The organism is Cupriavidus pauculus (assembly GCF_003854935.1).
GTDB lineage: Bacteria > Pseudomonadota > Gammaproteobacteria > Burkholderiales > Burkholderiaceae > Cupriavidus > Cupriavidus pauculus_C.
In genome coordinates this window covers 1,320,173-1,333,755 of record NZ_CP033970.1, presented here as the reverse complement: position 1 = coordinate 1,333,755, position 13,583 = coordinate 1,320,173, and the positions used below count along the sequence as shown (strand labels likewise).

16 protein-coding genes are annotated in these 13,583 nt (G+C 68.7%); 6 read left to right on the top strand and 10 right to left on the bottom strand.

What is annotated here, in order from left to right; genetic code table 11:
* The 6 genes from EHF44_RS24095 to EHF44_RS24070 form a co-directional block, all read right to left on the bottom strand.
* Nucleotides 1-1,668: a cation acetate symporter gene (locus tag EHF44_RS24095; RefSeq protein ID WP_124686198.1), complete on the bottom strand. Its 1,668-nt coding sequence runs from the start codon at nucleotides 1,666-1,668 to the stop codon at nucleotides 1-3.
* Nucleotides 1,665-1,970, bottom strand: coding sequence for a DUF485 domain-containing protein (locus tag EHF44_RS24090; RefSeq protein ID WP_124686197.1), 306 nt, complete (start codon nucleotides 1,968-1,970; stop codon nucleotides 1,665-1,667). The genes EHF44_RS24095 and EHF44_RS24090 overlap by 4 nt, the downstream gene beginning before the upstream one ends.
* A 172-nt stretch (nucleotides 1,971-2,142) precedes the next feature.
* Nucleotides 2,143-2,436, bottom strand: a complete 294-nt coding sequence (locus EHF44_RS24085) for a GYD domain-containing protein (RefSeq protein ID WP_124686196.1) — start codon at nucleotides 2,434-2,436, stop codon at nucleotides 2,143-2,145.
* Between the two features lie 273 nt (nucleotides 2,437-2,709).
* Nucleotides 2,710-3,039, bottom strand: coding sequence for a hypothetical protein (locus tag EHF44_RS24080; RefSeq protein ID WP_124686195.1), 330 nt, complete (start codon nucleotides 3,037-3,039; stop codon nucleotides 2,710-2,712).
* A 255-nt stretch (nucleotides 3,040-3,294) separates the two neighbouring features.
* Nucleotides 3,295-3,678 carry a hypothetical protein gene (locus EHF44_RS24075; RefSeq protein WP_124686194.1) on the bottom strand — a complete coding sequence of 128 codons (384 nt, stop codon included), beginning with the start codon at nucleotides 3,676-3,678 and terminating at the stop codon, nucleotides 3,295-3,297.
* 220 nt (nucleotides 3,679-3,898) lie between these two features.
* Nucleotides 3,899-4,726, bottom strand: coding sequence for a class I SAM-dependent methyltransferase (locus tag EHF44_RS24070; protein WP_124686193.1), 828 nt, complete (start codon nucleotides 4,724-4,726; stop codon nucleotides 3,899-3,901).
* A gap of 330 nt (nucleotides 4,727-5,056) precedes the next feature.
* Between EHF44_RS24070 and EHF44_RS24065 the strand changes: the two genes are divergently transcribed.
* On the top strand, nucleotides 5,057-5,407 hold the full coding sequence (locus tag EHF44_RS24065; protein ID WP_124686192.1) for a hypothetical protein: 351 nt from the start codon (nucleotides 5,057-5,059) through the stop codon (nucleotides 5,405-5,407).
* Between the two features lie 36 nt (nucleotides 5,408-5,443).
* On the opposite strand, the gene EHF44_RS24060 is transcribed toward EHF44_RS24065, so the two are convergent.
* Entirely contained in the window at nucleotides 5,444-7,240 is a 1,797-nt protein-coding gene (locus EHF44_RS24060; protein WP_124686191.1) for an ABC transporter ATP-binding protein, read from the bottom strand.
* A gap of 101 nt (nucleotides 7,241-7,341) precedes the next feature.
* Nucleotides 7,342-8,106, bottom strand: coding sequence for a hypothetical protein (locus tag EHF44_RS24055; protein WP_124686190.1), 765 nt, complete (start codon nucleotides 8,104-8,106; stop codon nucleotides 7,342-7,344).
* A gap of 191 nt (nucleotides 8,107-8,297) precedes the next feature.
* Between EHF44_RS24055 and EHF44_RS24050 the strand changes: the two genes are divergently transcribed.
* Nucleotides 8,298-8,492 (top strand): diguanylate cyclase domain-containing protein, encoded by a 195-nt coding sequence (locus tag EHF44_RS24050; RefSeq protein ID WP_124686189.1) that lies wholly within the window; start codon nucleotides 8,298-8,300, stop codon nucleotides 8,490-8,492.
* Between the two features lie 157 nt (nucleotides 8,493-8,649).
* Nucleotides 8,650-9,561: a sterol desaturase family protein gene (locus EHF44_RS24045; RefSeq protein WP_124686188.1), complete on the top strand. Its 912-nt coding sequence runs from the start codon at nucleotides 8,650-8,652 to the stop codon at nucleotides 9,559-9,561.
* A 75-nt stretch (nucleotides 9,562-9,636) separates the two neighbouring features.
* Here the strand turns inward: EHF44_RS24045 and ybaL are convergent, their stop codons facing one another.
* Both ybaL and EHF44_RS24035 read right to left on the bottom strand, forming a co-directional pair.
* Nucleotides 9,637-11,370, bottom strand: coding sequence for a YbaL family putative K(+) efflux transporter (gene ybaL / locus EHF44_RS24040; RefSeq protein WP_124686187.1), 1,734 nt, complete (start codon nucleotides 11,368-11,370; stop codon nucleotides 9,637-9,639).
* Nucleotides 11,371-11,488: 118 nt separating this feature from the next.
* Nucleotides 11,489-11,971, bottom strand: coding sequence for a VOC family protein (locus EHF44_RS24035; protein WP_124686186.1), 483 nt, complete (start codon nucleotides 11,969-11,971; stop codon nucleotides 11,489-11,491).
* Nucleotides 11,972-12,255: 284 nt separating this feature from the next.
* On the opposite strand from EHF44_RS24035, the gene EHF44_RS24030 reads away from it, so the two are divergent.
* The 3 genes from EHF44_RS24030 to EHF44_RS24020 all read left to right on the top strand — a co-directional run bounded on the left by EHF44_RS24030 (nucleotide 12,256) and on the right by EHF44_RS24020 (nucleotide 13,581).
* The gene (locus EHF44_RS24030; protein ID WP_124686185.1) at nucleotides 12,256-12,963 is read left to right on the top strand and encodes a hydrolase; all 708 of its coding nucleotides are present in this window, start codon (nucleotides 12,256-12,258) and stop codon (nucleotides 12,961-12,963) included.
* 72 nt (nucleotides 12,964-13,035) lie between these two features.
* On the top strand, nucleotides 13,036-13,230 hold the full coding sequence (locus tag EHF44_RS24025; RefSeq protein WP_124686184.1) for a hypothetical protein: 195 nt from the start codon (nucleotides 13,036-13,038) through the stop codon (nucleotides 13,228-13,230).
* Nucleotides 13,231-13,305: 75 nt separating this feature from the next.
* Nucleotides 13,306-13,581, top strand: coding sequence for a metal/formaldehyde-sensitive transcriptional repressor (locus tag EHF44_RS24020; RefSeq protein ID WP_124686183.1), 276 nt, complete (start codon nucleotides 13,306-13,308; stop codon nucleotides 13,579-13,581).
* Nucleotides 13,582-13,583 lie beyond the last annotated feature (2 nt).

The window sequence follows — 13,583 nt, the reverse complement described above, 5'->3', positions numbered from 1 at the left end:
TCAGTGCGCGGCGGCTTCGCCCGCGCCGATGCCGGTTTCCGAACGCAGCTCCTGTGCCTCGAAGCCGGCCTTGTCGATCAGCGCGCGGCGCGACCGGTCGGTGACCGAGAACAGCCAGATGCCGACGAAGCCGATGGTCATCGAGAACAGCGCCGGCGACGTGTACGGGAACGGCGCGCTCTTGAAGTGGAACACGTCCACCCAGACCGCCTGCGACAGCACGGTCAGCACCACGGCCGACAGCAGGCCCAGGAAGCCGCCGATCATCGCGCCGCGCGTGGTGCAGCCCTTCCACAGCACCGACAGGAACAGCACCGGGAAGTTGGCCGACGCCGCCACGGCGAACGCCAGCGACACCATGAACGCGATGTTCTGCTTCTCGAACACGATGCCCAGCACCACGGCGACCATGCCCAGCACGACGGTCGTGATCTTCGACACCCGCAGTTCCATCGCGCTCGACGCCTGGCCGTGCTTGAACACGGTCTGGTACAGGTCGTGCGACACCGCCGACGCACCCGCCAGCGTCAGCCCGGCCACCACGGCCAGGATGGTCGCGAACGCCACGGCCGAGATGAAGCCCAGGAACACATTGCCGCCCACGGCGCTGGCCAGGTGCACGGCCGCCATGTTCACGCCGCCCAGCAGCTTGCCGCTGCCGTCCTGGAAGCTGGCGTTGGTGCCGACCAGCACGATGGCGCCAAAGCCGATGATGAACGTGAGGATGTAGAAGTACCCGATCCACGTGGTGGCCCAGAACACCGACTTGCGCGCCTCCTTGGCGTTGGGCACCGTGAAGAAGCGCATCAGGATGTGCGGCAGGCCGGCCGTGCCGAACATCAGCGCGATGCCGAACGAGATGGCCGAGATCGGGTCCTTGATGAAGTTGCCCGGGCTCATGATCGAGTCCTTCTTGGCGTGCACCTCCACGGCCTTGGCGAACAGCGCCTCGGGGCTGAAGTGGAATTGCGCCAGCACCATGAACGCCATGAACGACGCGCCGCCCAGCAGCAGGCACGCCTTGATGATCTGCACCCACGTGGTGGCCGTCATGCCGCCGAACAGCACGTAGATCATCATCAGCGCGCCGACGATGACCACGGCCACCCAGTATTCCAGCCCGAACAGCAGCTTGATCAACTGGCCCGCGCCCACCATCTGCGCGATCAGGTAGAACGCCACCACCACCAGCGTGCCCGACGCCGCGAACGCGCGGATCGGCGCCTGGCGGAAGCGGTACGCGGCCACGTCGGCAAACGTGAAGCGGCCCAGGTTGCGCAGGCGCTCGGCCATCAGGAACGTGATGATCGGCCAGCCCACCAGGAAGCCGATCGAATAGATCAGCCCGTCATAGCCGCTGGTGTAGACGGCCGCCGAGATGCCGAGGAACGACGCGGCCGACATGAAGTCGCCGGCAATGGCCAGCCCGTTCTGGAAGCCCGTGATGCCGCCGCCGGTGTAGAACGTGGCCGCCGAGCGCGTCTTCTTGGCCGCCCACTTGGTGATGAACAGCGTGCCGATCACGAACACCATGAACATGCCGATGGCCGTCCAGTTGGTGGCCTGCTTGACGGCCTGCCCCAGGTCGCCGCCGGCCGCGCAGGCGGCACCTGCCGACAGCAGCGCCGCGCCGGCCGCCGCGATGACGGATGCGTGCCGGGCGCTCATGCCACCTCCTGCTTGATGCGGTCGGTCAGGTCGTCGTAGACCCGGTTGGCGTGGCGCACGTAGAGGCCCGTGATGACGACCGTGAAGAGAATCACGAACAGCCCGATCGGCATGCCCCACGTCATCACGCCCTGCCCCACGCGCGTGGCCAGCAGTTCCTTGTCGAACGCAATCAGCAGCACGTAGCCGTAGTACACCACCAGCATCACCGCCGTCAGCAGCCATCCCAGCCGGCCGCGCCGGCGCACCAGCTCGCGATAGTGGCGGCTGGCCTTCAGTTTCTCGATCAAATCGTCTTGCATCCTGTCTCCTGCATTCCTTGTCGATGCGCCACGCGCGTGCCCGCGCCCGGCATGGCTACAAGGTAATGCGCGCCGCTTACCCGGTTCTTACACGGGCGCCGCGCGGGAGACGGGGTAAACCACAACCGGTGCCGGCAGCGGGGCCGGCACCGGCGGCACGACGTGCCTGTGCTCAACGCATCTTGCCGAGGATGCCCTTCATGTCATCCTCGGAGAACGCGCGCAGCGTTTGCGTGTGCACGTTGCCCTGGGCGGCGATGCTGAGCCCGAAGGCCGTGACCGCCGTGTCGTCCTGCGCCTCCAGCGTCAGGACCACGTCGTATTTGCCGAGCGTCCAGAACACGTCGTTCACCTTCACGCCGAACTGCGGCGCCATTTCGCGCACGGCCGCCGCGCGTTTGGTGGTGTCCTTGACGCTGCGTATGCCCTGGTCTGTAAAGCTTGCGAGCACGATGTACCGGTTCATGGCGAACCTCCGACAGGTAGAAGATCGGCGCCGCCCCTGGGGAAGGGACGGTGGCTCATGGCTTCTGAGCGCGGCCGGAGGGCGCTGGCGCGCGCCGGACCTGGCATGCAAGAGCGATGGCGCGCACATGGCGTGGCGGCTCGCCCGGGAGCGTGGGCAAACCCCGCATCACGCAATATGCACGCCACGGGCGGCGGCAAGCCGTTTGCGGGCAGGCACCGGGCCGGGCCACGGGCAGGGTTGCCGTGAAGGTTGCAGCGGTGAAACGGGGGGCTAGTTGCGCGCCGGGCCGGGACACGCCTTGAGCCCGATCCAGACCACGCCGATCACGATGTTGACAGGCACGGCCAGCGCGCCCGGCACGTAGAAGAAGGCCGACAGCACCGGTGCGCGCATCAGCGTCTCCACGGCGCCGCCGATGCCGTACAGCAGCAGCCCGCACCAGAGCCAGCGGCGCATATAGGTCAGCAGCCAGTGGGCGCGCGCCTGGTTGAAGCGCCACGCGGCGGCGCGCGCCACGATGTCGCCCCGGCTGACGTCCTTGAACAGCCAGTCGAAGAAGAAATAGCGGTACAGCAGCGTACGGAAGGCAAGTTTCTGCATGGCGGTTCCCAGTCGCGCACAGACCATGCCCGCGGCGCGGTACACGCCGGGACTTCAATCACTGTAGGTGCTCGGCAAGCGGCACGGAACCCTTTCCCGCCGAAGGTGCCGCGCAAGCCGCTCCGGTCAGCGGGTGCCGCAGTGGCGGGCCATGAAGTCGAGCAAGGCGTCTGGGAACAAGCGCGTAGTGGCGGCTGACGCGCGGTGCAACGCCACGCGCCGCACAGCCTCTGTGCAGCGCGGGCACAGGCGCGATCAGGCGCCGTCGAGGAAGCGGTTGCGCTGGCCCAGGCGCGTGCCGAGCGCATCGGGCGGCAGGCTCATCGCGGCGGGGTCCACCACGGCGGCCGGCGCGGGCGGCGGGGCCATCGACACGGCGCCCGGTGCGGGCGGCACGCCACGCTGCACGGATTCCATCGAGCCCTGCGCATAGGGGCTGGCGGCGGCGGGCGCGGCCGGGGCGGCATAGCCAGCGGCGGGCGCGGCCTGCACCGGCTGGGCGGTCACGGACGACGGGGCGGCTGACGGGGCGGGCATCGGCTGGGCCTGCTGGACGGGGGCCATCTGCTGGGCAAGCAGCGGGTACGACGCGACCAGCGCGCCGGCCATCAACAGGGATTTCGCCAGATGTTGCTTCATTCGATTACCTCCTGAAAAAGCCCGGAAAACTCGGGAACGGCCACTGTAGCGGCCTCGCGCCTGACAATCTGTTCCGTTTTGCAACTGTCATTTACGAGGCTTGCCGCCGACATGCATCCACGTTATTTACGCGCGCGGGCCCGCCCGGCCGCCGCTGCGCGGGCGTGTGGATGCCGGCACGGCGCGCGGGGCGCGTGCCGTGCCCAGGGCCGTCGCCGCGTCAGGGCCGCTTGACGGTCACGCGCAGGAACGTGGCCGGGATCGACGTGGCGTCAGCCTTGCCGCTCTGGTTCTGCGCCGCGAACAGCGTCTCCAGTTCGCGCTGCAGGTCGGCCCGCTTGCCGCTGGCCTCGGCCGCCGCAAAGGCGTTCATGGTGGGGCCGTAGTAGTCGCGGAAGATCGCCAGGAAGTCGGACGGCGCGCCGTCGTAGCGGAACACGTAGGTCTCGCGGGCGAACTCGATGTTCTCAGGCGGCACGCCGGCCGCGCCGAAGCGCTCGGTCACGGCGGCCTCGTTGCCCCAGAGCATCGGGCTCACGAAGCCTTCCGGCGGCGGTGGCGAATACGCCATGCTGGTCTTCAGCACCTGGGCCACGAGCGTGGGGTCGTTCGGGATCCAGTTGCCCATGACGATGCGCCCGCCGGGCCGCGTCACGCGCACCATCTCTCTGGCCACGTCGCCGGGCTTCGGGGCGAACATCGCGCCGAACATGCTGACCACCAGGTCGAACGACTGGTCCGGCAGGCCGGTCAGCGCGCAGGCGTCGCCCTCCTGAAAGCGCACGTTCGCCAGCCCCGCCTCCTGCGCGCGGCGGTTGCCGGCCGCGACGAGATTGCTGGCGATGTCGACCCCCAGCACGTCGGCCCCGCGCCGGGCCTCGGGCAAGGCGGTGGTGCCGTCACCGCAGCCCAGGTCCAGCACCTTCATGCCCGGCGTGATGCCCAGGCTTTCCACGAACTGGTCGCCGCTTTCGCGCATGGTCGCCGCCAGCCGCGTGAAGTCGCCCTTCTCCCACAGCGCCTTGTTCGGATTCGGATTGGCATTCATCTGCTGCCCCCTTCGATCTTGTCGAGTCTTGTTGACTGGTCTCGCGCGCCAGCCGCGCGCGCCACGGCCCCCGGGTTCTCGTTTTGTAGATCATGGGCGGGTCAATGCAAAGGCGCCGATGACGGCGCGGGCATGGCGGAATCAGACGGACACCGACACGCGGGATAGAAGCGCGGCGCGTAGCCGGCAAGGCGCGGTGTTGCCTAGACTCGAATCTTGTACTGGCGAGGCCCCGGGCCACGTCCGGGTACACCTCGTCGCACCGCGTGGCGCTGCCCTCTCCGAGTGGCGCCTGCGATGCATTCCGCGATTCGATATGGAGCCAACAACATGAAATATCCGTTCATCGTCGCTCTCTGCGCGGCCACTCTGACTGGCTGCGCCATGTCCCCCTACACGCCTCCCCCGACGCAGGCGACGCGCCCCATCGGCGAGAGCAAGCTGGCCCCGAAGGCCGCCGCGCAGTGTATCGGCCAGAGGTGGGCCGATGCGACGCGCCAGCAGGTGTTCATGCAGTACATGCTGGCCAACGACCAGGCATTTGACGTGTACGTGCCGGGCCAGCAGCCGCCGAACGGTGCGGCGGCCGTGGTGCGCAAGTCGACCAGCGGCCCCGGCTCGTGGCTGGGCTACCGTGGCCAGGACAACGGCGAGGCTGCCGCCATCAGCCAGTGCCAGTAAGCCGCTAGCGGCATCCCGCGCAAGGCGGCTCCCCGCTCAGTGGGGACGCCTTGCGAGCACTTCTTCGCGCGGGCCGGCGTCGACGACCCGGCCGGCTTCCACCACGACAAGCGTATCGAAGCGCGCCAGCAGGCTCGGCCTGTGCACCGAAGCGACGATGCAGGCCGTCGGAAACGCGGCGAACATGCGGTCGAAGACCCGGCCCTCGGCCTGCGGATCGAGCGCACTGGTGGGTTCGTCCAGCAACAGCAGCGAACTGCCGCGCGCCGCCAGCGCGCCGCGTGCCAACGCCAGCCGCTGGCGCTGCCCGCCCGACAGGTTGGCGCCGCGCTCGCTGAGCGGGCTGTCGAGCCCGTCGGGCAGCCTTTGCAGCACCTCGTCGAACACTCCCGTATGCACCGCCGCTTCCAGCGCGGCCCGCTCGGCCGGCTCGCCGAACGTCAGGTTCTCGGCCACGCTGGCCTCGAAGACTTCCGCTTCCTGCGGGATCAGCGTCGCCAGCGTGCGCAGTTCGCTCCAGTCCACCAGATGGCCATCGCGCGCCAGCTCGCCATGCTGCGGCCGATAGAGGCCGGCCAGCGCGCGCAGCAGCGTGCTCTTGCCGCCACCGCTGGGCCCCACCAGCGCAATGCGCGCGCCGCGCTGCAGCAGCAGGTCCACGCCGTGCAGGCCGCCGCGTGCGTCGTCGGCGTAGCGCCACGTGGCGCCGCGCAGCGCCAGCGTCCGCCAAGGGGCGTCGGGCACCACGGCCGGCACCGGCGCGTCCGGATCGCCGGGGGCGGCCCAGATTGGCTCGGCGCTGCCGAAGTCGGTATGCATCCGCGCGAAGCTCTGGAAGTTCGACGCCATCGCGCCGACCACGGTGGCCGCCTGCTGCGCGTACTGGTAGATCATGAACACCGTGCCCAGCAGCACGGCCTGCCCCGGCTCGCGTGCCTGCAGCACGTACACCACCACCAGGATCCACGTCAGGCCCATGCCCAGCAGGTCCACGGTGAACCACTTGCCCTCGTTGACCATCACGGCCCGGCGCAGCGGCGCCATCACGGCCTGCATGCGGCGGTCCAGCAGCTTGCGCGACGCCGCCTGCAGCCGCAGGCCGATGACGGTGCCGGCGTTGCCGACGAAGTCCAGCAGCGCGGCCGCGTAGCGGCGTTCGTCGTCGTTCTCGGCGCGCGCGAGCTGCATCAGCGTGCGGTCGAACCGCAGGATGATCAGCGCGATCACCACGTAGCCGGTGACCGCGATCACGCCGCTGGTGCGAGACAGCAGCGCCAGCGCCACGATGGGCCCCACGAAGTTGAACGCGCTCTGCAGGTAGCCGAACTGGTTCTGGGCGAAGTCCGACAGCGCGCGGCTGGACTGCACCACGCGGTGCTGCAATTCGCCCGAGTGCCGCCCGTCGCGCCACGCCAGCGGCGACGCCGCGATGCGCGCGTAGAGCTGGTCCGCCAGCCGCTCGCGCACCTGCACGCCGACGTTGCGCTCCAGCACGCGGCCCGGGCCGTGCAGCAGCCACGACAGCAGGTAGATGCCGATCAGGTAGACGATCCAGCGGCCGGCCACGTCCATGTTGCCCTGCTGCAGCGCGTTGATGGCCTGCGCGGCCAGCCACGGCATGGTCAGCCGCAGCAACTGGGCGCCCGACAGCAGGCCCGCCGCGCCGAGCATGTGGCCACGCACCCCGGCGGCATGGCGCCAGAGCGCGCGGTACAGGTCGCGCGCGGCGCTGCCAAGGCCGATGGCGGAAGGACGTGCGGGAGAAGCCGGAGAAGCCGGGGAAGCCTGGGAGCCACGCGAGGGAGATTGCGGAAGGGATTCTGGCGCCGTCATGCGGTCATCGTTCCTGTGCCGGGGGGCGCGACGACGCCATGCGGGCGCCGGCGCCGGCCAAAGGCGCCATTGTGCCAAACCCCCGCGCCAGCCGTGCGGGGCTAGCAGCCCAGCGAGCTCTGCAGGTTCAGCAGGTTCTGCGGCTTCACGCGGATCAGGCCGCCGCGCGGGCTGTCGATATCGGCAATCAGCGCCAGCGACACCGCCACCGTCAGCGGCAGGATCAGCAGCAGGCCCAGTTGCGGCCGTGCGTTGCGGGCCCCGTAGCCCTGCATCAGGCTGCTGAAGAACGCGATGCCGACCATCAGCCCCCACGCCGCCACGGGAATCCGGTTCAGCCAGGCCGCTTCCGTGTAGCCCTGCGAGTTGATCACGTCGTTCATGCCGGACACGGTCAGCGCCGTGATCGGCGTGGGCGTCTTCAGCCCGGCGTCGCGCACCACGGCCCACATCTCGTCCTGGGTCCGCGCGGTGGCGGCCGCGATCTGGCGCAGCGCGTCGTCGTCGCGCGTCTGGTAGTACTCGATGCGCTGGGCCAGGTAGCTGGCCAGCAGCGTCCGCGCCCGCTCGGCGGCCTGCGCGTCCAGGAACTGCGCGCGCAGGTACTCGGTGCCGATGGCGTTGGCCTCTTCCTCTTCCAGGTTCTTGCGCTGGTCGTAGCGGCCCACCGCCATCGACAGCGTGAAGCCGATCAGCAGCGCCAGCAGCGTCAGCGTGGCCCCCTGGATGATGTTGAAGTCGTCGCGGCTGTCGGCCGGAATGGGCCGGAAGCGGCGCAGCAGCAGCGACCCGATCGCCACGGCAATCGCCAGGACGACCAGCAGCACGACGAACAGGATGGCCGGATGCCGCAAGAGCTGACCCATGATGCTCCGATCGTTGGACGCGGGCCGGCCCCGTTGCCGGCCCGTTTGTCGACGCCCCTATTCTAGGGACGCGCCGGCGGTGCGCCGTAGTGAACCTTTGCGGAGCCGATCTGAAATCTTTCGAAGAACGGCCGACGGACCGGCGCGCCGGGCGACGATACGGTTCGCATCGGCTGACCACGGAGCGGCACATGCCGGCCCGCCTGGGCGGCGAGGAATTCGCCGTGCTGCTGCCGCGCGCCACCGGCCAGCAGGCGGCGGGCGTGGCCGAGCAACTGCGCGGCATCGTGGAAGCGCTGGCCTGCGAGCCGGCCGACGACGCGGCGGCGCGCGGCACCATCCGCTTCACGGCGTCGTTCGGCGTGGCCCGCGTGGTGGCCGGCTGAAACGTCCGCAAACCGTTGCCCGTGGCCGCTTTCCGGGCCGTGACATGCCTCGACATAATTGCCGGATGGCGCCCGGCCCGACCGCCCCCTACAGTTGGCTCACCGACGCCGCGACTGCCAAGCCAGGCGTCCCCCGCCAACCTCGAAAGGGACGATCATGCAACTTCATCTTCTCACCCTCTACGCCACCGGATTCATCGTGGCGGCTTCTCTGGTCGAAGCGTACTGCCTGGCCCGCAAGGCCCGCCTGCAGGGCCGCGGCTATCCCTGGCACGCGATGGGGCTGTCGCTGGTCGACATGATCGGCCGCAAGCTGATGGCGCTGCTGCCGCTGTCGCTGGCCACGCCGATCTTTGCCTACGCCTGGCAGCACCGGCTGTTCACCGTGGAGATCAACAGCGCGCTGGCCGTGCTGCTGCTCTTCATCGGCCAGGAGTTCTGCTACTACTGGTACCACCGCGCGTCGCACCGCATCCGCTTCTTCTGGGCCACGCACGCGGTGCACCACTCGCCCAACGAGCTGACGCTGGGCACGGCCTACCGGCTGGGGTGGACCGGCAAGCTCACGGGCACCGCCATCTTCTTCGCCCCGCTGGTGTTCCTGGGCGTGCGCCCGGAGGTGGTGCTGGCCACGCTGAGCCTGAACCTGCTGTACCAGTTCTGGCTGCACACCACGTGGATTCCCAGGCTGGGCTGGCTGGAATACGTGTTCAACACGCCGTCGGCCCACCGCGTGCACCATGCGTCGAACGTCGACTATCTCGATGCCAACTACGGCGGCGTGCTGATCGTCTTCGACCGGCTGTTCGGCACCTACGTGGCCGAGCGCGACGACGAACCGTGCCGCTTCGGGCTGGTCCACCCCACCACCACGCACAACCCGCTGGTCAACCAGTTCGAGCACTGGATCAGCCTGGGCAAGGACATGCTGCAGGCCAGACGCCTGGCGGACGCCGCCGCCTACCTGGTGATGCCGCCGGGCTGGGCGCCGGACGGCCAGGGCACGACGACCGAGGCGCTGCGCCGGCAGCAGGCGGTGGCGCGGGAGGGGGTGGCCGTGGCGCCCTGAGCAACGGCGACGACAAGAAAAACGGGCAGCCTGGGCTGCCCGTTCGCGTATGGCCTGGCGCCTGGCGCGTGGCGCCTAGAGCGGCACCGGATTGGCCGTCATGCCGTCGGCACTGGCCGGGACAAAGCGCCCGAGCACATGCCCGGCCATGCCCTTGGCCAGTTCTTCCTCGCCGTAGAACACGGTGCCCAGCCCTTCCTTGCGCAGCAGCGCGGATTCATCCTCGCTGTGGGTGCGCAGCACGATCTCGACGTCGGGATTGAGCGTGCGCGCGGTTTCCACCATCTGGCGCACATGCAGCGGCTCGGGCACCGCCACCACCAGCATCGCGGCATGGGCGATATGGGCCTGGATCAGCACGGCCGGCTCGGCAGCGTTGCCGGACACGGCGGCAAACCCGGCCTTGCGCAGGCCCTCCACGAGTTCACGGTTCTCGTCGGCAACCACGAACGGAATGCCGCGCGCCTGCATGGCACTGGCGATCCGGCGCCCGACGCGCCCGTAGCCGACCAGCACCACCTGCCCCTGCAGGAAACGCCGCTCGGTTTCCACCGGCAGTTCGGCATAGGGGTCGCCGCGCTGTTCCAGCCGGCGCGCGGTGGCCGAGCGGGCCAGGATCCAGTTGCGCACCGGCTCCACGGCGGCAAACAGCAGCGGGTTCAGCGCGATCGAGATCAGCGCGCCGGCCAGGATCAGGCTCATGCCTTCCTCGGGCAGCAGGTTCAGCGTCACGCCCAGGCCCGCCAGGATGAACGAGAACTCGCCGATCTGGGCCAGGCTGGCCGACACCGTCAGCGCCGTGTTCAGCGGGTAGCGGAACGCCAGCACCAGCACGAACGCCGCCAGCGCCTTGCCCAGGATGATGACGGCCACCACGGCCAGCACGTGCAGCGGCTGCTCCATCAGGATGGCCGGTTTGAACAGCATGCCGACCGACACGAAGAACAGCACCGAGAATGCGTCGCGCAGCGGCAGCGATTCCTCGGCGGCGCGGTGGCTGAACTCCGATTCGCGCATCACCATGCCGGCAAAGAAGGCGCCCAGCGCAAATGACACGCTGAACACCTGCGCCGCGCCAAAGGCGATGCCGATGGCCGCGGCCACCACGGCCAGCGTGAACAGCTCGCGCGAGCCGGTCTTGGCCACCTGCCACAGCAGCCACGGCAGCACCCGTCGCCCCGCCACCAGCATCAGCGCGATAAAGGCCACCACCTGCAGCAGCGTCTGGAAGATCGTGATGCCGATCGACTGCGAAGGCTGCGCCGCGTCGGCCGTGCCGCCGCCGAGCAGCCCGGCCAGCGGCGGCAGCAGCACCAGCACCAGCACCGTGGCCAGGTCTTCCACGACCAGCCAGCCCACGGCGATGCGGCCGTTCATCGTTTCGAGCACGCCCCGGCTTTCCAGCGCCTTGAGCAGCACGACCGTGCTGGCGCACGACAGCGACAGCCCGAAGATCAGCCCGGTGCCCCAGTGCCAGCCCCAGATCCAGCCCAGGGCCATGCCGAGCAGCGTGGCGATGCCCATCTGGACCACGGCGCCCGGAATGGCAATGCGCTTGACGGCCAGCAGGTCGCGCAGCGAGAAATGCAGCCCGACGCCGAACATCAGCAGCATCACGCCGATCTCGGACAACTGCGCCGCCAGGTGGACGTCGGCCACGAAGCCCGGCGTGCCGGGCCCGATGATGATGCCGGACACGAGGTAGCCAACCAGCGCCGGGATCTTCATGCGCTCCGCCAGGAAGCCGAGGACGAGCGCGATGCCGAAGCCGGCGGCGAGCGTGGTGATGAGGGTCAGGTTGTGATCCATGCGGGCGGGCGCGGGGGCGCGGGACGGCTGAAGGGGTGCAAGGATTGTAACCGTCGCACCGGCCCTCTCCGCCAGCCCGCCGCCCACTGATCGGCCGCTGATCGGCGCTGTTCGCCCGCTATTTGCCGGCCACCGCCGCCTCGATCTTTGCGATATCGATCTTGCGCATCGTCATCATGGCGTCGAAGGCCCGCTTGGCCGCCGCGCGGTCGGGGCTCGTGTAAGCCTGGGTCAGCACGCGCGGCGTGATCTGCCAGGACAGGCCCCAGCGGTCCTTGCACCAGCCGCACTCGCTCTCCTGGCCGCCGTTCTGGACGATGGCGTTCCACAGCCGGTCGGTCTCGGCCTGGTCGTCGGTGGCGATCTGGAACGAGAACGCCTCGCTGTGCTTGAAGGCCGGCCCGCCGTTCAGGCCGATGCAGGGAATGCCGGCCACGGTGAACTCGACGGTCAGGACGTCGCCTTCCTTGCCGTCCGGATAGTTGCCGGGCGCGCGGTGCACCGCGCCCACCTTGCTGTCGGGAAACGTGCTGGCATAGAAGTTCGCGGCGTCCAGCGCGTCGCGGTCGAACCACAGGCAGATCGTGTTCTTGCTGATCATTCGGGTCTCCTTGGAATGGGGGCGGAAGCCGGCCGGCGGCCGCAACCGTTCCTCATGGTAGTCAACGCGCCGGGGCGGGCGGATGACACGCCGTCGCCTCAATTCAATTATTTTGAATAACTATGACAGCGATAGCCTGTTTCCTCGGGGCCGGCGGTCGCTATAGTTCAGCACATGGACGGCGCGACAACGCAGCGAAGCGAAACGAAGCGCGACAAAGCGAAGCCAGCACCGTCCAATAACCACTCAAATTCATTGAATCACCTTTTATACCGGAGCCCATCATGTCGAACGCCAACAACGCCAAGCTGCAAGTCCTGACCCCGCGCAACAGCCAACTGATCATCATCGACCACCAGCCCCAGATGGCCTTCGGCGTCCAGTCGATGGACCGCCAGACGATGAAGAACAACGTCGTCGGCCTGGCCAAGGCGGCCAAGATCTTCGACGTGCCGACCACCATCACCACGGTCGAGAGCGATTCGTTCTCGGGCTACACCTACCCCGAACTGCTCGACGTCTTCCCGGGCAAGGAAACGCTGGAACGCACGTCGATGAACTCGTGGGACGACCAGAAGGTGCGCGACGCGCTGGCCGCCAACGGCCGCAAGAAGATCGTGGTGGCCGGGCTCTGGACCGAAGTCTGCAACACGACGTTCGCGCTGTCGGCCATGCTGGAAGGCGACTACGAGATCTACATGGTGGCCGACGCCTCGGGCGGCACCACCAAGGAAGCGCACGACTACGCCATGCAGCGCATGATCCAGGCCGGCGTGGTGCCGGTCACCTGGCAGCAGGTGCTGCTGGAATGGCAGCGCGACTGGAAGAACAAGGAAACGTACGACGCGGTGACCGGCCTGGCCAAGGAACACTCGGGCGCCTACGGCATGGGCATCGACTACGCCTACACGATGGTCCACAAGGCCGCCCAGCGCACGCAGACCCAGCACCCGTCGATCGCGCCGGTGCATGCGCCGGTGACGGAGTACTGATCCAGCCCGATCCAGCCTGATCCACGTCAACGGCCGGGGGGATGCGCCCCCGGCCAAGCGCCCTCAATCATCATGAAAACGAGCCAGAAAGCCACCCCGATCTGGGAAATGGCCACCTTTGCGTTCCTGACCGGCTTTGCCGCGCACGGCCAGACGTCGTCGTCGCTGGGCGTGTTCGCCGGCACCCTGTCGGTCTGCGCGCTGGTCGCCCGGGCATCGCGGCGCCCCCGCAGCCTGCCGGCCAATGGCGGGGTTGCGCTGGCCTGACCGGTGGGACAGCGGGGTGTGCGGGGTGCGCGGATTTAGGTACTATACCCCCCTACCCTATTTACGCCTCCGGCCATGAGTCATACCATTCAGGACAAGCAGAAGCTGCTGAACCGCGTCCGGCGCATCCGCGGACAGATCGACGCCATCGAGCGGGCACTAGAGGAAGAAAAAGGCTGCCTCGACGTGCTGCAGCAGATCACCAGTTGCCGCGGCGCCATGAACGGGCTGCTGGCGGTGGTACTGGAAGAGCACATCCGGTGTCACCTCGTCGATGCCGAACCGGCGCGCGAGGGCCAAAGCGACGCCCGCGACGTGCTGGTGGAAGTGGTCCGCAGCTATTTCAAATAGGG